General features: G+C 44.4%; 15 protein-coding genes. 3 read left to right on the plus strand and 12 right to left on the minus strand.

Annotated elements, in window-relative coordinates; translation table 11 throughout:
* Position 1 precedes the first annotated feature (1 nt).
* The 11 genes from B9A91_RS03630 to B9A91_RS03680 all read right to left on the minus strand — a co-directional run bounded on the left by B9A91_RS03630 (position 2) and on the right by B9A91_RS03680 (position 15,849).
* Positions 2-1,723: a glycoside hydrolase family 88/105 protein gene (locus B9A91_RS03630; RefSeq protein WP_084237049.1), complete on the minus strand. Its 1,722-nt coding sequence runs from the start codon at positions 1,721-1,723 to the stop codon at positions 2-4.
* A gap of 12 nt (positions 1,724-1,735) precedes the next feature.
* Positions 1,736-2,503, minus strand: a complete 768-nt coding sequence (locus B9A91_RS03635; protein WP_317043317.1) for a glucosamine-6-phosphate deaminase — start codon at positions 2,501-2,503, stop codon at positions 1,736-1,738.
* Between the two features lie 2 nt (positions 2,504-2,505).
* The gene (locus B9A91_RS03640) at positions 2,506-5,337 is read right to left on the minus strand and encodes a TonB-dependent receptor (protein ID WP_084237050.1); all 2,832 of its coding nucleotides are present in this window, start codon (positions 5,335-5,337) and stop codon (positions 2,506-2,508) included.
* A 39-nt stretch (positions 5,338-5,376) separates the two neighbouring features.
* Complete coding sequence (locus B9A91_RS03645) at positions 5,377-6,630, minus strand: pectate lyase (RefSeq protein ID WP_084237051.1); 1,254 nt, start codon at positions 6,628-6,630, stop codon at positions 5,377-5,379.
* Positions 6,617-9,121 carry a beta-N-acetylhexosaminidase gene (locus B9A91_RS03650; protein WP_084237052.1) on the minus strand — a complete coding sequence of 835 codons (2,505 nt, stop codon included), beginning with the start codon at positions 9,119-9,121 and terminating at the stop codon, positions 6,617-6,619. Before B9A91_RS03650 ends, B9A91_RS03645 begins: the two co-directional genes overlap by 14 nt.
* Complete coding sequence (locus tag B9A91_RS03655; protein WP_235012451.1) at positions 9,118-10,671, minus strand: glycoside hydrolase family 28 protein; 1,554 nt, start codon at positions 10,669-10,671, stop codon at positions 9,118-9,120. The genes B9A91_RS03650 and B9A91_RS03655 overlap by 4 nt, the downstream gene beginning before the upstream one ends.
* Before the next feature lie 13 nt (positions 10,672-10,684).
* Positions 10,685-11,977 carry a glucose/galactose MFS transporter gene (gluP, locus tag B9A91_RS03660; RefSeq protein WP_084237053.1) on the minus strand — a complete coding sequence of 431 codons (1,293 nt, stop codon included), beginning with the start codon at positions 11,975-11,977 and terminating at the stop codon, positions 10,685-10,687.
* A gap of 3 nt (positions 11,978-11,980) precedes the next feature.
* Positions 11,981-12,796, minus strand: a complete 816-nt coding sequence (gene murQ, locus B9A91_RS03665; protein ID WP_084237054.1) for an N-acetylmuramic acid 6-phosphate etherase — start codon at positions 12,794-12,796, stop codon at positions 11,981-11,983.
* 35 nt (positions 12,797-12,831) lie between these two features.
* A complete protein-coding gene (locus tag B9A91_RS03670; RefSeq protein ID WP_084237055.1) occupies positions 12,832-14,124 on the minus strand; it encodes an MFS transporter in 1,293 nt (430 codons plus the stop codon).
* Entirely contained in the window at positions 14,121-14,921 is an 801-nt protein-coding gene (locus B9A91_RS03675) for a sugar phosphate isomerase/epimerase family protein (RefSeq protein WP_084237056.1), read from the minus strand. Before B9A91_RS03675 ends, B9A91_RS03670 begins: the two co-directional genes overlap by 4 nt.
* A gap of 154 nt (positions 14,922-15,075) precedes the next feature.
* Positions 15,076-15,849: a phytanoyl-CoA dioxygenase family protein gene (locus B9A91_RS03680; RefSeq protein ID WP_084239562.1), complete on the minus strand. Its 774-nt coding sequence runs from the start codon at positions 15,847-15,849 to the stop codon at positions 15,076-15,078.
* A 131-nt stretch (positions 15,850-15,980) separates the two neighbouring features.
* Between B9A91_RS03680 and B9A91_RS03685 the strand changes: the two genes are divergently transcribed.
* Together B9A91_RS03685 and B9A91_RS03690 are read left to right on the plus strand one after the other, a co-directional pair.
* Positions 15,981-16,853, plus strand: coding sequence for an AraC family transcriptional regulator (locus B9A91_RS03685; RefSeq protein WP_084237057.1), 873 nt, complete (start codon positions 15,981-15,983; stop codon positions 16,851-16,853).
* A 65-nt stretch (positions 16,854-16,918) separates the two neighbouring features.
* Positions 16,919-17,935 (plus strand): GntR family transcriptional regulator, encoded by a 1,017-nt coding sequence (locus B9A91_RS03690; RefSeq protein WP_084237058.1) that lies wholly within the window; start codon positions 16,919-16,921, stop codon positions 17,933-17,935.
* Between the two features lie 6 nt (positions 17,936-17,941).
* Here the strand turns inward: B9A91_RS03690 and B9A91_RS03695 are convergent, their stop codons facing one another.
* Positions 17,942-18,259 (minus strand): helix-turn-helix domain-containing protein, encoded by a 318-nt coding sequence (locus B9A91_RS03695; RefSeq protein ID WP_084237059.1) that lies wholly within the window; start codon positions 18,257-18,259, stop codon positions 17,942-17,944.
* A 192-nt stretch (positions 18,260-18,451) separates the two neighbouring features.
* Between B9A91_RS03695 and B9A91_RS03700 the strand changes: the two genes are divergently transcribed.
* The gene (locus B9A91_RS03700) at positions 18,452-19,411 is read left to right on the plus strand and encodes an energy transducer TonB (protein WP_084237060.1); all 960 of its coding nucleotides are present in this window, start codon (positions 18,452-18,454) and stop codon (positions 19,409-19,411) included.

The following is a 19,411-nucleotide window of genomic DNA, read 5'->3' on the forward strand; positions in this document are numbered from 1 at the left end:
ATTATTTAAGTCTTGAAATCTCTATTCCTGCCGTGATGACCGCGCCTAAACCGCGCGGGTCATTGTCTATGGTTTTTCTTTTCATATAAAATTCATCATCGTCGCCAAGTTCTGTGCCCTGACAAATGCCATGTACTACCCCCTTATCATCTATTTTGGATTTAACTGCCGCCCATCCAGCAAAGGCGTTTTTTCTGTAAGCTGCCCCTAACCAACCTTCCTTTACGCCCCTGGCCAAGGCAAGGGTAAACAGCGCCGTACAGGAAGTTTCTTCATAAGAATCGGGTCTGTTGAGTACCTGGTGCCAGAAGCCGTTCTTGTTCTGATAACTGACCAGGATCTTCATCTGCTGTTTAAAATTGCTGAGCACCTGTTTATAGGCGACATGTGTTTTGGGCAACTTTGCCAGCAGTTCCGCATTGGCCCAGGCAATCCAGCCATTGGCACGCCCCCAGTAGGCGGCTGATGGCTGTTTTTTATGGTCGAACCAGGCATGTTTATATAAACCTGTTTCGCTGTTAAGCAGGTACTTTCTGAAGTTCAGCGCCTGTTTGGCCGCATCATCGTAGTACTTATTATCGCCAGTAATTTTGGCCATCTGCAGCAGGAAGGGTACGCTCATGAACAAATCGTCGGCCCAAACCGTAAACTCAACAGGTTCAGGCCGGCAAAAAGTACCGTCTTTCAACCGTGCCTGCCCCTGGGCCACATACTGTGCTACAGGCATAACGAGCGCAGCCACCGCTTGGTCCTTTTCTTTTAAATACCATTCTGCAAAGGGCAGGATAGGCGCGCCGGTATCATCCAGCATGGTGCGGCGGAAGACCCGATGGTAGCTGCCCCGCCAGGCAAAAAGGGAATTGTACTGATAGCCGAAATAAGGAAGTTGTTGTAGGGTAAAATCAATATACTGCTTTGCAAAGTCGGTATATTTCCCGGCCCTATCCAGCGCCATGATGCTCCATACCATTGTCCCGTGCGAATAGTGCCAGTCGGTATAAGGATCACGCTGATAGGCAGCAGTAGGTGGGGTTTCCAGCTCAGGGATAAGGCGCTGCGGGCTTTTAACCCAGTTCAGTACGGTATTTCCGTTCATGAGGTAATCAGGCATTTCGTTTTCCGGGGTTGTCTGCGATCTGCTGTTGAGTGGGCCCAGTAGCATCCAGGCACTGTTATGATTGTCTTCTTTAACCAGAGAACCGAATTTTGCGGAAGCGTTCAGATCGCCCAATCCTGTTACAGGCATTAAAAATACTACAGGAATTGCATTTACAGGCAGATTGTAAACAACTGTCACCTCATTATCACCCTTTTTCAGGTCGGCTGAGAAACGTGTATTAAAAGTAAAACGGTTATAGGAAATCTCTTTAGGGATCTGAATGGCGGAACTTTCGCCTTTGTATACCTGCTTTTTATTGATCCAAATGCTGATGTTCCCCGCGTAGCTTAACCCAAAACCTATTGTAGTATCCTTAATAGCGGTAAGCCAGCTCCTGGCGTAAGCCTTTTGACCAGATAAGACTCCCAGGCTTCTAAAATCTATCACCTGCATCCCCAGCGCCTCTTTCTGCAGAACCAGGTCGAAGGCAAAACGGGTATCGGCAATGATCTTGTCGGCCACCTTTCTGGCCACAGAAAGGCCATCGTTCTGCTGTGCATGAGATGGTAAGGCCATCGCCATCAGCAATCCTGTTATTGAAAATATCCTGCTCAATACATTCATAGGCCGGGCAATTTAAAGGACAAGTGAAGCACTATCCTGGTCTAAAAATAAAGTCGCATCTGCGTGATTCCTCAGGCAAGTAGAAGGGTATCTGGCACTGACATTTTCGGTAAGTGTATACTTTACTGCCTGAGCCTTATTTTTACCCGGTACCATGCAAAAAATATATTTAGAGTGCAGCAAGGCTGGAATGGTTAAGGTGTAAGCCCATGAAGGCACATCGGCAACCGTTGGGAAACACCCGTCGTGTACTTGCTGCAGTTTGCAGGGCTCGTCAAGATCAATAATCTTAACCAGCACCGGATCATTAAAATCGGCCACATGGGGGTCATTGAATGCCAGGTGCGTATTTTCGCCGATGCCCATAAAGGTAACATCAGGAGGCATTTGCTGCAGGAGCGCTGCATAACGCATGCTTTCAGCCTCTGTATCGTCGCCGGTTTCATTCAAATAGTACACTTTTTTTAGTGGCAGCTTTGAAAAAATCTTTTCATTGAGAAAGTTTCCGAAACGCTGTGGATGGTTTACCGGTAAACCGGTATACTCATCCATATGAAACGCATTTACACGGTCCCATGCGATGCCTTTTTCCAACGCAATGGCTTCGAGGAATTCCAGCTGAGAAGCAGCAGCGGCAAAAATGATATTGACTTCATCTTTGTGCTGCAGCAATTCCTTCAGGCAATGCGCTGCCATTGCGGCAGCGCTGTTCCCCATTTCCCTCCTTGTTGAATAAATTTTAACTTTTAACTGGTCTTTTAAAAATTCATGAATCATCATATTTAATAGCGGTATTTTAATCCGGCACGTGCCGAAAAATCATAAAATGTATTGGTATAAACGCGGGAACGGTCACCAAAATACTCTACCTGAGGTCTGTTGGTCAGGTTCACCCCTTCCGCATAAATGGTAAGCCCCTTTGTAATGCGGTAAGATGCATTCACATCCAGCTGATAGCGTGCTGCCCTGATCACGTCAGTTGCGTCATCTGTGCCCAGTGTTGAGGTATAGGCACCATTATAGTTCAGGTTACCCTGCAAGGTAAAACCTTTTAAAGTATAGGAAACAGATCCATTTGCGGTATGGTCTGCCTGTCCTGGCAACCTCAGGTCTTTTCTATCCTGGGCATCAGCTTTAGAATGGGTAAAAGTGTAATTGGCGTACAAGGAAATACCTTTCAGTATGCCTGGCAAAAAGGTCAGGTTAGTCTGTGCATTCAGCTCTACCCCAAATACCTTTGCAATATCACCATTATAGGTTTTGTAGTACAGATAATCTTTGTAAGCTGCTGCGTCAGGAAATTCACTGCCGGTAAGTCTGATGACACTGTTGTACTGGAATTTGTCTATGTTTTTATAAAATGCACCAATGGAAAGGATACCCAGGTTGCTCAGGTATTGCTCTACAGAAAAATCGTAATTGGTAGCAAAAGCAGGCTTCAGATCCGGATTACCATCTGTTAAGGTGGTATTCAGGATGCTGATTACACGGCTTGGCATCAGATCGTTAAAGTTTGGTCTCGAATAACCGAAGGATACCGCACCACGCATTACTGTATTTTTAGCAACATCATATTTACCCTGCAGGTTAGGGAGGAACTTGGTATAGTTGTATTTGGAATTCACAGGCACCGATGAAGTAAGGTTGCCCGCTGCATCCTGGTTTACTACTTTTGCATCATAATCTACGCCTGTCCTCTCCATACGTAAACCACCCAGTAACATAAACTTATTGAACTGGATACGGTTCATTAAGTATGCCGACGATACATTTTCTACTGCGTCATAGAAATAGGAATCTATAGACACTTGTGTGAGGTTGGTGCTGGTGTTGAACAAACGGGGATTGTTGCGATAAAAGTCTATGGTACCTTGTTTGCTTACACCCAAACCAAAGGGGATATGACCATCCAGAAAATCAGCCGACACCTCTTCATCACCTTTGAAATTGTTCAGGTTTCCTACCGCTGCCGTGCCTGCATAGGTGGCTACAAAAGTACTGTTTACGGGTCTGAAGCGCTCATTGTGCATGCGTTTCATTTTAGCCCCTACTTTAAAGCTGGCATCGTTATTACCAATTTTGTACGGCAGGGTCAGATTTAAACGGGCTACCAGGTTTCGTCCCTCGGTATTAAAGTTGTTCGCCTCAATGGTATTGTAGGTGTACAAAGCTGCGTTGTTTTTAGGATCAGTAGCGCCCGTTGCCTGAATGTAATCACCAGAGATCTCAGAAATGGTCATCGGTACATTGCCGGTAATGTAGTTGTACGCATAAGCCTGCTGGTCGAATTTAGATGCTGTATAAAAAAGCCCTCCGTCCAGTTTGGCTTTTCCAAGCATGGTCTCGCCTTCCAGGCTTAAATTGATATTGTTATTGCCTGTTTTACGGTCAAGCACTTCGTTATATCCCCTGCCTCTTGCAGTGGTATACACTCCATTTGCAAAGGTGGTATTGGCGGTTTGCATACGGGTGCGTTTGCGGTAGCGTGTTGCATCATTGTCCAGACTATTAAAAGTTACGTTGGCCACAATGGAAGTAGTTGGGCTAAAGCTATAGTCAATAGTTGTAGTTGCGCCCATGCGGGTACGTTCATTTTCAAGATAAACCAGGCGAATGTCAGTCGGAAAATAAATACTTCCTTTTCCATCAGCAAAATCCTTTAACTGCCACTGCTGAGCGTTGATCTCATCATAACCATTAATAGTCTTATAATAACTACCCGAAACAGTAATACCCAGCCTGCCGTTTGGCAGGTCATCTGTTGCACCATAACGACGGCCAAAGCTTATATTGCCAATGCCATTCGACTTATCGCGCAGTTTGTTATAACCGCCGCCCAGATCTACCGATAATTGCGGCTTTAAACTAATGGCGGTTGGGGTTTTCAGGTTGATGGCCCCCGCAATTGCATCACCATCCAGGTCAGGAGTTAAAGTTTTAATAACTTCCATAGAAGCCAGTACGTTGGCCGGAACCAAATCCAGCTGTGCATTACGCTGTCCCTGTTCCTGCGTACCCATGATCTGCTCTCCATTGATATTGATATTGGTATAACCACCAGGTGTACCGCGCAGCTGAACTGTAGAACCTTCGCCTTGCTCCCGGCCTATGGTTACGCCTGGAAGCCGTTGAAGCGATTCGGCCACGTTCAGGTCAGGAAAGCGGCCCATCAGGTCGGCAGAGATCACCTGCTTGATGTTATCTGCATTTCTTTGCTGGTTGAGTGCTTTTTGCTGGCCTTCCATTACGCCCGAAACAGTTACCCCTTTCAGGGCCACACTGCTGCTTACCAAGCGAATATTGTGTACCAGTGTTTGCCCTGCCTTGAGCTCTACATTGCTTTCAACCGGGCTAAAGCCCATATAAAATACAGTAACCGTATAATTACCTGGCTTAAGGTCGTTCAACTGAAAATCGCCGGTAGTGCTGGTAGAGACCCCTTTATTGCTGCCTTTGATTTTAACCGAGGCGCCCGGCAGGGCACCCCCCTGGTCATCAATTACTTTACCCCTGATGTTGCCCGCGGTTTGTGCATATGCAGGAATGCCGGCGGCCACGGTTGAAATGACAGCCGCAAATATCCACATGAGATACTTAAAAATAGTTTTTTTCATAACAAGTTCTTTTTGAGTTTGGCTTTGGTTGATATATGGTTAGTTCTGGAATGATTTAAATTTGTAATAGTCGCTTAAAAAACGGAGGGCAAAGCTGGTCCCGATATCGCGGTTAACCAGCCATACCTTACCTTTGGACCGCGTTCGGGTTTCTATGACCTGGCCCCTCAGGTTCTTATCAGGATGGTCTTCCGCAAAACGGTTATGCACCAGCCAGTAGGCCGATTTTTCTATATTGCCGTCGAACTCCTGATAGCCGTATTTAGACAGCTCCATCCATACAATGCCCGACAAGGCCACTTCAGATCCGGTTACAGAACCTTTATCCGGAGCTTTACCATCAGTGTAGTTATCGTAATACATGGTCCCATCCTTTTGCTGGGCTTTCGCATGTGTACGTGCAGTTTTAGCCGCAGCTTCCAGGTACTTTTTATCTTTGGTTAGCTCATAGGCTTCTATCAGCGATTCGGCATACCAGAGGTTAAAACGGGGATGGAAAGAATGGACATCCTTGAAGTTGGGCATAAAATCAGACCAGATCCCATTTTCATCCTGCAATTTCAGCAGGCTGTTGCATAAATTGATAAAGGCATCCTTAAAGGCCGTATTGCCCGAAAATTCATAGGCATCTTTAAATAGCGATCCTTCGGTATTGGGACGCGAAACGTCAAAGAGTGTTTGCTCTCCTACTTTTTTATCTTTCCAGAAAGGGCTGTACTCTTTTTGTACTTCACCGGTTTTAAGGTCTACATTGTCATAGCATACACCCTTTTCTGCATTGTACATGTTTTTTAGCATCCATGCTGCAGCCTCGGTAGCTGTTTTTGCATATTTTTTGTCTTTGGTCACCCTACTCAGTTCATAAATACCGGGTGTACCATCTGATATTGTAGCAAAAACGATGACATCATCTCCAATAAAATCGCCATGCGTAGCACCTAGCATACCTTTCAGTTTAGGATGGTCTTTGATCTGCAGCCCTGTCCAATAATCGCCGGCCTTTTTGGCGGCCGTCAGCAAGCTTTCATTGCCCCTGATCTTATAGCCTGCCAGCAAGGCATTGATGGCCTGTCCGGTATGCCAGGGCACTTCATAAGGATACCATCTGCCTTCGGTAAGGTTATAATCGCAACGCGATTTTCCATGTTCATCCAGAATGATATTGACAATGCAATTGGCCGTCTGATCAATTGCCTGTACAACTTCTTCCTTTTTAACCTGGGAAAAGGCAGGTGGAGAGGCGCTAACTAGGGCGACCAGGATTAAACCGGTCAGGATCTTAATCTGCTTCATGACTGTTCTGGTTAGCATTGATGGTATATTTATGTTTATGGTTGGTTACTGGTTCTGTGGTGTCTAGCCTGAAAGTAAATGCAGCACCGGCAGCACCGCTTTTTACTTTCAGCAGTATATAATTTGTACCTGCCTTCAAAGACAGGTTGTAAATTGTTTCTTTTGGCAGGGCCTGGTGCTGCACAGTTTCCCTTTCGGATGCAGCAACCTGTTTATCGTTACAGAAAAGCGCTACGGCACTATTGTTCCCTACAAGGGCTGGCATTTGCCGGGCTTCTTCGGTAGTGATGGTACAGAAAGCAAAGACATAAGTATCTGCAGCCGTTTGTTTAAATTTGTTTACGATACCGCCATTATCGGTATTGTATTTCATCCAGCGGAACTGCTGGCCCTGGTACTGTGCAAAATCACCTGGCTTAGGCGGATGGTTGGTCTGAGGATCTTCAGAATAGCTGAAACCTGGAAATTTGCCACTTTTAAACGGCCCGGTAAGCAGCCAGAAATTGAAATAAAAATGATCGCTTTCTACTAAGTTTAACCCTATATCTGCAGCCTTAGGCAGCGGAGCACTTAGAGAAAGGCCTTTCAGCTTTTCTTCCAGTGTGCTTAAGGCAGCGATGCGTGTACGATAGGGCTTCAGGGCGTAATCCAGTGTGTAGGGCTGGTTTTCCTGGTTCCATTTGTTCCGAAAATCTGCTTCCATCACCACGTACCTGTTTTTAAGGGTTTGAAGTTTGTTGATCTGCTTGTTTATGGATAACAACTTTTTACCCTCCTGCTGTGCATACCAGTTTGCCAATGCCGCAATTTGTGTTCTAGTTTCAAAAAGCAGTTTATAGCGGGCTACAATGTATTTCAGTGTGGCCAGGTCTGACAGGTTCCTCACAGGTTTTGCCGACTGCAGCAACTGTTCAGCTTCATTTACCAGCCTCAGCCCCTCTTGCACATCTTTATTGTTCAGGATCAGGGTTTCACCATTTTGCGGCAATATGTGCTGCCACCAGATTTCGTGGGTCATGTTATAGGTTAGCGGCAGGTCCCTCAGCTCCATTAGTTTGCCAATTGCTTTCACATAGCCTACGTTACTGCCGTATGCTATTTTTTCATAGCGCTGGTCAAAGTTTTCATCAAAAACAGCCTTTACGTTCCAACTTTTCTCGGACGCCATGTAAACGCCATACCAGTCTTCCGAAAACAACTGGTCGCCCCCTTCATCCCAAATGGTGGTGTAAGCACCAGTGGTTCCTTTTTTATAACCTTCGTTGATAAAACCATTGATATTAGCCTTGGCAATGGCCAGATCAGGAAAAAGCCTGTTTGTGTTCAAAATGCCTGGACAAACCATAAAGTTCAGGTTACGTTTTACAAAAGGATCTATCCATTTGGCATAAGATTGCGGATCCCCATATTCCCAGGTCATGTAAACAATGTCTTTGGGCAGCATGTCCAGTATTTCCTCGTGCTGCAAGGCAATATCGCCCCACATCATTAGTTGCTTGCCATTCTTTTTCACTACGTCATAGAGGAATTTCAGATGATCGGCATAAAAACGGGCTAGGCCTATACTGTCGGTATATTTTTTAGATTTTCCTTTGCCAAGGTCGAAGGTCTCATCACAGTTTACGTTAAAGTATGGCGAACTGAAGGCCCCGCACATCTCGGTAATCACACTTTCCAGAAAATGCCTTGCCTTAGGGTCCAGTGGCGAAATCATCGTAGAGGTTTCTCCCATAGATTGATATTGCGGCAGAGAAAGGATGTTGCTGAAATGCCCGAACGACTGGAAACTACCGATCAATTGCATGTGGTGCTTTGCCGCATAGGCATCCAGTTCTTTTACATCTGCAATGGTCAGCTTACCATCCACAGGTGCAAAATCAGGGTAAGCGCGGGTCTGGATTACATGCTCAATATAAAAGGACAAGCCATTTACTTTTAATGACGCCATTCTTTCTATCTGCTGTTTGATATAGGACACTTTTGAAATGGGACCGCGACTGATATCGTCGAATACCACTCTGTGCTGCAATGAAGGCCAGTCGGTAATCACCAGTTCTTTGTTCCAGCCGGCATCTGTTAACTGTTTCAGGGTTTGTAAACCATAAAATAGACCAGTTTCCGTATTGGCCACCAGGAGCCTTTCTTTATTGTTCAATACCAGTACATACCCTTCTTCTCCAATCTTTGTGTTCCAGTCGGGCTGCCTCGTATAGGTTTTTATCAGGGCATCAACAGTATGGTTCTTTCCTGAAAGGCTTAGTTTTATAGCAAGCCCCTTTGTGGCCGCCGTACTGGATTTAGTTACCTCGGCAAGGCGTTTTAACATCGCCTGGTCTATGCCCGCAGCTTTAAGAAAATTGCCTGCTCCCGGTTTGAAGAAGCTTGTCCCCTGCTGCACCTGCTGAGGGTAAGGTATCACAGGCACATCTGCTGCAAACAAACGAATGTTCAGCAGCAAAAGCAGAAAAGATATATATATTACCTTCCTCATTTTTTTACGTTCTGGTTACTGGCCGATTTGATTTTCGGATGGTTGTTATTGTTTACAGCTACATTAGTAACCGTACCTTCTTTCCAGATGAAATGTTTTGCAGGTGTATATATTGAATTCCCTGTAACAAAACCATTTGCAGTATTTTTCAGGTAAAGCGGGGCCTTAGTATTTACAGTGCTTTGCATGTTTAAACCTTTAAGTTCAAAGTCGCTGGTATTTTCCAATGCAATTGCCGGACGCTCATCCGCCCCACTAAAGGTGCAATTGATATTGCTTAGCCTGATGCCTTTTACGTGTTTTACAAATAAGCCGTAAGCGGGCAGTGTACCAAACATAGTAGCTTCAGGGTAGTGGTCGGCCAGCGTTTCCAAAGGCCTGAACATGGCATCTGCCTTTGCGCCACCTGAACCAGACAGAGAAATGTTGCTCAGGGAAACATTTTCTATAATCGCATTTTCCAGTCCAATTATGGAACTTCCGGTCACATCTGCCCCGGTTGCTGTAACATTGGAAATATGAATGTTCCTTGCTATACCTATGCCTGGCTCAGGTGCGCCATCGGTATGCTTCCTTGCCCTATTCCCGAGGCGGATAAAAAGTGGTACCTGCGGTCCCTCTATCACTACGTTGCTGATGCTGATGTTTTCCATAACACCACCATCTACCATTTCCAGGGAAATGCCGCTGGTCCCCGCTGGTTTGCCATAAATAGTCGTGAGCTGAGCAGAGGGTTTGATCACGATATTGCTTACGGTTACATTCCTGAAACCACCAGTAGATTCTGTCCCGAATTTCAGGCCGTTGCAATGGCTGCTGAATACACAATTGCTGATCACGATATTCTCTGAAATGAGTTTGGAAGTGCTTTTTAAAGTCAGTCCATCATCATCAGAATCCCCGGTTACATTGGTGATGCGCACATTTTTGCAGCCATCTATATCGATCATGTCGTTGTTCTTGTTGGAATGGTTCCAGATGGAGATGCCATCGATCACCACATCTTCACAGCCCAGGTAATGCTGCATCCAGAAGGCGGAGTTGCGCAGGTGTACCTGTTTAACCTGCACGTTTTTGCAGCCCACAAACCAGATCAGGTAAGGCCTGTTCATGTAACGGTCTGGTTTTTTAATGGTATTGATCTCAAAACTAGCGCCTTGTCCGTCTATGGTGCCTCTACCTTGAATACCTGTATTTTCAGCCTTATTGGCATAAATGAGCGCCTGTTTTGCCCAGTTTTCGCCATAAAAAGGGATTCCCGCCTGCTGGTATGGATAGTTTGAGGCACCCTTAACTCCTGTAAGCGTGCAGCCCTCCGAAAGGTGAAGAACTACATTACTTTTCAGTACGATGGTTGCACTCATGAAGTTACCTGCAGGAAAGATCACCTTCCCCCCACCCGATGCAGCACAGGCATCGATGCTTTTTTGAATAGCTGTGGTGTTTACAGTAATGCCATCACCTTTGGCCCCATGGGTGGTCACGTCAACATCTGCAGCGCGTGTAAAGCCGGCAATACCTGTTAGTACAAGGAATAGAATATTGCGCATATTTAAAATTGGTTTAAGCATGATATACTTGTTTTTTGGTCCTGGAGATTTGGTAGTACACATTAAAGAGGTAACAGGGTACAAGCAGCAGGTAGGCCAGCTGGTTGTTGGAAATATGTGCAAGCCAACTGTATACCAACGGCAGAATGGCACCACCGGCAATACCCATAATCAATATGGCCGAACCGCGGTTGAGCAATTCGCCACTTAATCCACGTAAGGCAAGCGGCCAGATGGCCGGCCAGAGCATGGCATTGGCAAAACCCAGCAGGGCAATAAATACAATAGAGGCCTGCCCCGGCACAAATACGGCAAGCAGCGTAAGCAATATCCCTAGTAATGAAGAATATAAAAATGCCTTTTCCTGGGTAATGAGTTTTGGGATGAACAACGCACCCAAAACATAACCGGTAAGCATAGAGGCCAGGGTATAGGAGGTCAGACTTTTGGCTACGTCCAGCCGTACACCATGATAAATACCATAGTTACTGATGGTATCACCGGCAATAACTTCTACAGCAACCGTTACAAATATAGCCGTGAAACCCAGCATAAATGCCCCGTTATGGCTTTTGCCCGCATTGGCGAGTTCTTCTTTTTCGTTTACGGCGCGTTCTTCACCTGAAGGCGTAATTTCTGGCAGATGGGCATATTTGATACCAAATGCGATGATGCAAAGTCCAATCGTTAACACGATATAGGGCATAATCACATCCCGGGCCAGTTCATCGAGCCGTGCCGTCCTGGCCACAACATCCAATCTTTCCAGTTCGGCCAGAAGGCCGTCTGAATTTTTAAGGATAATAGCGCCTAAGATCATAGGGGCAAGAATACCTGCAAATTTATTGCAGATGCCCATGATGCTGATGCGCTGTGCAGCCCTGGCCGGATCACCCAGTTTGGTGATGTACGGATTCACTGCTGTTTGCAGCAACGTTGTCCCAGCGCCCACTACAAATAGTCCCAACAAAAAAAGCGGGTAATAACGCAGCATTGCAGCCGGAACAAACAGCAAGCAGCCTGCAGCCATGATAAGCAGTCCTACCTGCATACCTTTAATGATTCCGGTAAGCTGTAAGATTTTACTGGATGGCAGGGCCATAAAGGTATAAGAAATATAAAAAGCAAAAGTAACCAGGTAAGCCTGCCATTCCTGTAGTTCACATGCAATGTGCAAGTAAGGGATCAGCGTCCCGTTTACCCAGGTTACAAAGCCAAAAATGAAGAAGAAAAAACCAATGGTGATGACCTGTTTGATGTAAGTTCCGCTTGATGTTCGTTTAGCTATATTTACTGCTGCCTCCATAAATTACATTTTTAGTTTTTCTATTGCATTCTTCACGTTACCATATTTCAGCAGACTGGCCTTCGCCTGTTCATAATTTGTGATCCCGGTTTTTTCCATCAGCATTTTCACACCTCTGTCTACCAGTTTTTCATTGCTAATCTGCATGTTCACCATCCTGTTGTCTAGTATTTTGCCCAGGCGAATCATTACAGCTGTAGAGATCATATTTAAGATCAGCTTTTGTGCAGTACCGCTTTTCATACGGGTGCTACCCGTTACAAATTCGGGCCCTACTACTGCCTCGAGCGCAAAATCTGCATACTTTGCAATGGGAGAGCCTGCATTGCATACAATACAGCCTGTAAGAATTCCCTGTTGCTGTGCTGTCTTTAAAGCACCAAGTACATAAGGCGTGGTACCGCTTGCCGCAATACCGATCAGGATATCTTTAGTGTTAATTTTATATTTTTCCAGATCGAGCCAGCCCTGTTCTTCGCTGTCTTCAGCATCTTCTATCCCAAAACGCAAGGCTTCATCGCCTCCGGCCATAACACCGATCACCACATCATCTGCCACGCCATAGGTAGGTGGGCATTCGCTGGCGTCCAGCACACCCAGTCTGCCACTCGTACCGGCACCAATATAAAATAACCTGCCTCCTTGTTCCATGCGCAATGCAGCAACATCAACCAAAGCAGCAATAGCAGGTACCAGACGGCGCACAGCCGCTGCCACTGTGGCATCTTCATCATTGATATGGTTCAGCAACTCTTCGGTCGGCATCTTTTCCAGGTGACGGTAGACTGAAGGCATTTCGGTTGTTTTGATAAAACTCATTTTATATATAATGCTTTGTTATTTTTTATTCTTATTTAAAGCTTCACCTTTTCCATTTTAGGTGCCAGCAGGTGTATAACCAGCCATGCGACCAGGAAAGAGCAGCCGCAAACCAGAAAAATGATATTATACCCGGCCACTATGTTTCCTGCCCCTTTATAAAAGTCGAGGACAAAACCAATGAACATCGGGAACAACACGCCCCCTATTGCACCGGCCATTCCTCCTAAACCTACTACGGAGCTTACGGCCTTTTTAGGGAACATGTCTGAAACGATGGTAAAAATATTGGCACTCCAGGCTTGGTTTGCGGCAACTGATAAGCTGATGAGCGCAATTACAAACCACATGTTGGTGGTATAGCGTGTGGCCATTACCGGCACTACACAAACCGCGGCAACCATTAACGCAGCTTTCCGAGCTTTATAAACTGGCCAGCCCTTTTTGATAAGCCAGGAAGAAAGGTACCCGCCACCTATACTACCAATCATGGTACCGGTATACACGATAACAAGCGGCAAGCTTGGTTTCTTAAGGTCCAGGTGAAAATAGGTAGCAAAATAGGAAGGCAGCCAGAACAGGAAAAAATACCAGATTGGATCTGTAAAAAATTTTCCCGCTATAAATGCCCAGGTTTGCTTAAGGCCCAGTAGCTTTTTCCAGGTTACCGTACTGGTATCATTGTCCTCTCCCGCTTCATCTTCGTCACTGTTGATGTACTTGAGTTCTGCGGGGCTTAGTTTCTTTTGTTTAACAGGAATTTCATAAAAAGATACCCAGGCGGCCAGCCATATAAAGCCCAGGGCACCGGTAACAATGAAGGCCATCTGCCATCCATATACCGATAGTATCCAGGGCACCAGAATAGGTGCCACGCAGGCACCAATGTTAGAGCCTGAATCAAAAATACCTACAGCCAGGGCACGTTCTTTTTTAGGGAACCATTCGGCAACTGTTTTAACACCCGCAGGGTAATTGCCCGATTCGCCAATGCCAAGCAGCGCACGCATGGCACCAAAACCAAAAGTTGTCCTTACTGCCGCATGCAGCATGGCTGCAATGCTCCATACCGTAACTGATATGGTATAGCCCAATTTTGTACCGATCTTATCAATTACCTTTCCATAAAGTAACTGTCCAAGGGCATAACAGGCAGTAAAAGCCATTACAATATGGCTATAATCAGTTTCTGTCCAGTTGAATGTTTTTTCCAGTCCGGGCTTTAAAAGCCCAAGGATCTGCCTGTCCAGGTAATTGATGGTTGTAGCGGCAAAAAGCATAAAGCAAATGAACCACCTGTAGTTTCCGGTTTTTGTTGCGCTGATCATAATTGGTTTGGCTGGTATCTTTTTTTTAAAAGGTTCATGATATATAAGTTATTCTCCCATTGCTGGCTGGCCGGCTGGTTAGGGGGCATATAAGGCGCAGGGCCGAATTCAGGAGTAATGGTCAGTACTTTATTTTGATGTTTTTCAATCACTTTATCCCAGCAATTCAAATGAAACGCCAGAGCTTCAGCACACTCAGGAAGCGAGGGATTTACCACCTGTGGCCCTTGTGCATGGCCCACACGGGCATGGATATGTGTAGTATGCGCAATAGCCAGGTCAACCGCCTCCCGCTGGTCTTCCAGCAGGCTTTCAGATACAACACACCAATGCGAGACATCAAGCGCAAGCTGCAATTCAGGTCGTTTTTCCAGATAAGGCTGGGTTACATGTGCAGCATAGGCAAAACGGCCACGGTGAGTTTCATGTACAATCTTAATGCCTGTATCCTGGGTAACGGTATCTGCAACATTCAGCAAACTGCTGTTTTGCGCTGTGTTAAAAAAATCCTTACCGGTATGTGAGTTGATGAACAGAGGCTTTAAGGCAGCCAGTTCGCGTAACCTTTTTTCATAATTTTCCCGGTGCAGGTCAACAATTGCATCTGTTGTTTCCCAATGCTGTGCAATAAACTTCAGTCCGTATTGATCCAGTCCTTCCATAAACTCGCTCCTTTCTGCTTCTACAGGCAGGTCAGTCTCTATTCCCTGGTAGCCACAGGAGACTATCCTGCTAAAAAAATCTTTCCAGCTGCCTTTTTTTTGTCCCCATGTTGTGCAAAAGTAAAGTATACTCATAAGCGCGTATTTTGATTGCCCTCAAATAATAAAGGAAGGAATTATCCCTAACACCGCCCCTTATTCAAAACATAAACTGGTATATACTGGTACATAAATATAAACAACATATTTATCAGTTCCAAACAGGACCTGAATTTTAACATTCAGGACTTTAACTTTTAAAGTCGTCGTTTTTCACTTTGCGGTCCCCTGCATTGTTCTTTCCATGGTCAAAGCCACGTTCACGCTCGTATCTGATCATTTCGGCAGGCCTGAAATTCAGGATAAAGGCCCTTCTGTTGGTTCCAGTGGAATTTCCCCTGCTGTAATGTAAAGTACGTCCCTGATGAAAGGTACAGGACCCCGGCTTCAGTTCTATATATACTCCTTCATCTTCAGTGGCATCGCAGGTTAATGCACCACCTTCCTTGCCTGCAAAACGGTGCGGTCTCACCTCCTTTAAATTGGACCCTGGTACAAACCACATGCATCCATTATCCAGGGTAGCTTCATCTAAAGCCAGCCAGCAGCTTGCTGCCCGCTTATCCGGTACATTTAACCAGTAAGCTTCATCCTGATGCCAGGGAGTAATGGTATTGGAATATGGGGCTTTATTGATCAGCATGTCGAAATCCATTTCTGAGTCTTCGCCAATCAGTTCCCGGCTAATGGCCAGTGCCCGCTGGTGATAAGGCATGTGTACCAGTTCTTCTACAAAATCACTCGGCCACATGATCTGGGTAATGTTTTCCTTCGTCTTACTGCTGCCCAACCCATCCCCCAGGTCAGACCGATTGGCCCCCACATCTATTTTTTCCGAAAGGAAATCATTATAAATAGACTTATAATGCTCAACTTCCTCGGGTGTGATGATGTTTTCAACGATCAGGTACCCATTGGCATTAAAAAAAGCTACCTGATCGGCAGATAGATATGATCTTTCCATTGGCTTACATTTGGTTTTATAATCCGGCATCCAGAACCGTCCCCGTATTTGATTTACTGAATTATTTTATCAAATTTAACCTTTGAGCTGCTGCATAACTTTCAATTTAGTACGAACATACAATTTTATACATGTCAGATTTTGATACCCGCTCCACTACAGAAAGGAGCATTATAAATTTCGGCAAGTTTGACCTTGAAGGAAAAGTAAAACTGGGCCGGTATTCTTATAAACATGTCCATGGCAAACTGGAAACTCATTTTCATGACGGGATGATGGAGATCTGCTATTGTGATAAAGGCATGCAGGTATATGAAGTGGAAGGCAAGGAATACCAGCTAAAGGGCGGGGACGTTTTCATCACCTTTCCTAATGAACCACATGGCACAGCAAGGCACCCTGAAGAAAAAGGTACTTTGTACTGGCTCATTATTCAGATCCCTGAAAAAGAAAGCTTCCTTCACTACAGCGACAAAGAGTCGGCTGTTTTTACAACAGAACTTATGGGTATAAAGGAGCGCCACTTTAAAGGAGCGGAAAGCATGAAAAAAATGCTGGACCAGATTTTTGCACTTCATGATGAGCCTATACAACAACCTTTGCACAAACTCCAGGTACTGAACCTGATCAGCAACTTTTTGCTGACTGTAATTGAATACTCAGGAAAGAAGGTGATCAGAACGCAGTCAGACCGCATCGCAGACATTAAGAACTACATTCACAGCAATATTTATCAGAACCTGCCCATAGAAGTGCTGGCAAAGGAATTATACATGTCTGATTCCCATTTTAAAAGCTGGTTTAAAAAGGAGTTCGGGATGCCACCTGTTGACTATATCCTTCGTACTAAAGTAGAAGAGGGAAAAAAACTATTGTTATTGCCAGATGGGGAATCAGTAACCGCCATTGCATTTAAACTCAACTTCTCTTCTTCACAGTACTTCGCTACTGTGTTTAAAAAATATACCGGAATAAGCCCTGCTGAATTCAGGCAGCGCAGCTAAAAACTTAATACTATAATTTAATAGAATTATGGCCTATTTTTGTGAGAGAAAAATGAACAAAGAAGATGGGCAACACTAACGCTGCAATCATAAAAATTGATAATGCCCTGGCGCTGCCATTGTATAAACAGATCGTGGTTTCGGTTTATGACGCAATTGCCGATGGCCGGTTGAAGAACGGCGATATACTCCCCTCTGTAAATTCGATTGCAGCAATGCATTCACTGGCCAGAGGTTCAATATTTAAAGCCTATAACGAGTTAAAAACAGCGGGAATTATTGATTCCACACCCGGAAAGGGGTATTTTGTAACCAGCACGAATGTTCAGTCCAAGAAAAACATTTTCCTGCTATTGAGTACATTTAATCCTTACCGTGAAGTATTGTACAATGCTTTTATTGAACAGATCAGGAACCAGGCCACAGTAGACCTGTATTTTCATCACCATAACATCAGTGTTTTTGAAACGCTCATTAAAAACCATGCAGCCTATTACAATACATTTGTGATCATGCCCGAGATCAATAAAAAAACTGATGGGATATTAAAGCAGCTCGATCCCAAAAAACTCTATATACTCGATTCGGGCCTGAATGAGTTTGGAAGTGAATATCCCTGTGTGTGCCAGAACTATGAAAAGGATATCTCTGGAATATTGAAAGGGCATTTTGAGCGGCTGAAAAAATATAAACGCATCATTTTATTGTTTCCGGATAACATCAAAACAGAAGGCGTTGTAAATGGCTTCAAGGCAGTATTTAAAAAAACAGATTTTCCGGCTGAGGTAATACGAAATACCCAGGAATATGAGCTGACGCAGTTTGACTGCTGTATTATTATGGATGACATAGACCTGGTGAAGCTCATGCGCTCGGCAAGAAAAAACAAATGGAAACTTGGCACAGACATAGGCATTCTTTCCTATAACGAAACCCCACTTAAAAGCATCATTGCAGATGGAATTACCACCATCACTACAGATTTTGAGCAAATGGGCAAATCAATGGCAGAAATGGTCATTAAGAGCAAACCAAAACGGATTGAAAATCCTTTTCTGATGATAGACAGGAAATCTTTTTAACAGGCTTTACCTTGTTTCGTACATATCGATCAGCTTGGCCTGCAGGTGCATCATTTCCCTTTCTATGCTCTTGATCTTTTCTTTCAGCCTGCTGTTTTCCTGAAGCATCAGTTCATCTGCATTCTGACCAGGCAGTAAGGAACTGGCCTTTACACCCAAAACCGTTGCTACCTGCATTAACCTTGTGATGTTGATGTCTGTAATTTCGCATTCAATTTTACTATATGCAGGAACAGAAATTTCCAGCATACCTGCCATTTCTTTTTGTGCCCATTTTTTCTGGCGCCTTAGCATTTTAATCTTTTTACCAGTACTCTCGTTCATTTCCTTGGTTTTATTATCCCTAGAGTTAGTTTAGTTTGCTTCGAAGATAATTATGTTAAACCAAGATAGGCCTGTTCACTTTATTCATTTGGTTCAGCATTTCCGAAAGCGTAAAAAATCAAAATTTCATGCAGAGAATAGCTATCTTGGTAAAAAATAATTAAAATTTAAACGCTTATTCTTCTTTCAACAATGCTAAAGAAATTATGGGTATTCGGCGCGTTGATCTGTGTATTGCAACAGGTAAATGCACAAAAAAAACAGGATGTTTATTATTATAAAAATAATGGACAGCTGGTGTCTGATAAAGACAGTGCTGATTTTATCAGGATTATTCAGGAGCCAGACAGTGGCGAGACCAATTTCAATCTGATAGAAATTTACCCTGACGGCAAGAAAAAAGCCATAGGCAAAGTTTCTTCGGTGTTATTTTCAATGCCTGTCTATGAGGGTCAGTATTTATCCTACCATAAGAATGGAAAAAAAGAAAGCACCCTTTTCTATGAGCGGAACAATTTAACAGGTCAGGCTTACTACTTTTTTGAGAATGGCACATTGCGACAAATCATTGAGCATAAAAAATCCGAAACAAATGGGCCTGCAAAGATATTGGTCAATTATCAAGCCGATTCCCTGGGCCATGTAATGGTAAAAGACGGAAATGGGCATGTATTAGAACATACCTCATCTTTTAATGGAGCTACTATAGAAGGTGATTATAAAGACGGCTTTAAACAGGGTACCTGGATCATGAAAGCCGATATGGGAGATAAAGGGTACAAAGAGCAATACGAAAGTGGCCAATTCATTTCTGGCGAAAGTGAGGAGAACGGGGTCAGATACAGCTATTCAGCAATTGAAAGCTTACCAATACCCAAAGGTGGCATGCAAAGATTTTACTCCTATCTGAAAGGGACAATGAAGTACCCGGCAGACGCCAGAAAGAACAACATTCAAGGAAAGGTATATATCAGTTTCGTTGTTGACAAAGATGGCTCGCTGGATGACATTAAAGTAGAACGTAAATTATACCCTTCAATGGATGCAGAAGCGCTAAGGATAATAAGGCTTTCGGGAAAATGGATGCCTGGCATGCAGCATGGCTTTCCGGTTAGGGTAAAATACAGCATTCCTATCTCATTTTCGCTGTAA

Source organism: Pedobacter africanus (assembly GCF_900176535.1).
Classification (GTDB): Bacteria; Bacteroidota; Bacteroidia; order Sphingobacteriales; family Sphingobacteriaceae; genus Pedobacter; species Pedobacter africanus.

Bases quoted from the DNA above. Each gene is read 5' to 3' on its own strand.
- B9A91_RS03630 (WP_084237049.1), bottom strand. From the start codon at position 1,723: ATGAATGTATTGAGCAGGATATTTTCAATAACAGGATTGCTGATGGCG.
- B9A91_RS03635 (WP_317043317.1), bottom strand. From the start codon at position 2,503: ATGATGATTCATGAATTTTTAAAAGACCAGTTAAAAGTTAAAATTTAT.
- B9A91_RS03640 (WP_084237050.1), bottom strand. From the start codon at position 5,337: ATGAAAAAAACTATTTTTAAGTATCTCATGTGGATATTTGCGGCTGTC.
- B9A91_RS03645 (WP_084237051.1), bottom strand. From the start codon at position 6,630: ATGAAGCAGATTAAGATCCTGACCGGTTTAATCCTGGTCGCCCTAGTT.
- B9A91_RS03650 (WP_084237052.1), bottom strand. From the start codon at position 9,121: ATGAGGAAGGTAATATATATATCTTTTCTGCTTTTGCTGCTGAACATT.
- B9A91_RS03655 (WP_235012451.1), bottom strand. From the start codon at position 10,671: ATGCGCAATATTCTATTCCTTGTACTAACAGGTATTGCCGGCTTTACA.
- gluP (WP_084237053.1), bottom strand. From the start codon at position 11,977: ATGGAGGCAGCAGTAAATATAGCTAAACGAACATCAAGCGGAACTTAC.
- murQ (WP_084237054.1), bottom strand. From the start codon at position 12,796: ATGAGTTTTATCAAAACAACCGAAATGCCTTCAGTCTACCGTCACCTG.
- B9A91_RS03670 (WP_084237055.1), bottom strand. From the start codon at position 14,124: ATGATCAGCGCAACAAAAACCGGAAACTACAGGTGGTTCATTTGCTTT.
- B9A91_RS03675 (WP_084237056.1), bottom strand. From the start codon at position 14,921: ATGAGTATACTTTACTTTTGCACAACATGGGGACAAAAAAAAGGCAGC.
- B9A91_RS03680 (WP_084239562.1), bottom strand. From the start codon at position 15,849: ATGGAAAGATCATATCTATCTGCCGATCAGGTAGCTTTTTTTAATGCC.
- B9A91_RS03685 (WP_084237057.1), top strand. From the start codon at position 15,981: ATGTCAGATTTTGATACCCGCTCCACTACAGAAAGGAGCATTATAAAT.
- B9A91_RS03690 (WP_084237058.1), top strand. From the start codon at position 16,919: ATGGGCAACACTAACGCTGCAATCATAAAAATTGATAATGCCCTGGCG.
- B9A91_RS03695 (WP_084237059.1), bottom strand. From the start codon at position 18,259: ATGAACGAGAGTACTGGTAAAAAGATTAAAATGCTAAGGCGCCAGAAA.
- B9A91_RS03700 (WP_084237060.1), top strand. From the start codon at position 18,452: ATGCTAAAGAAATTATGGGTATTCGGCGCGTTGATCTGTGTATTGCAA.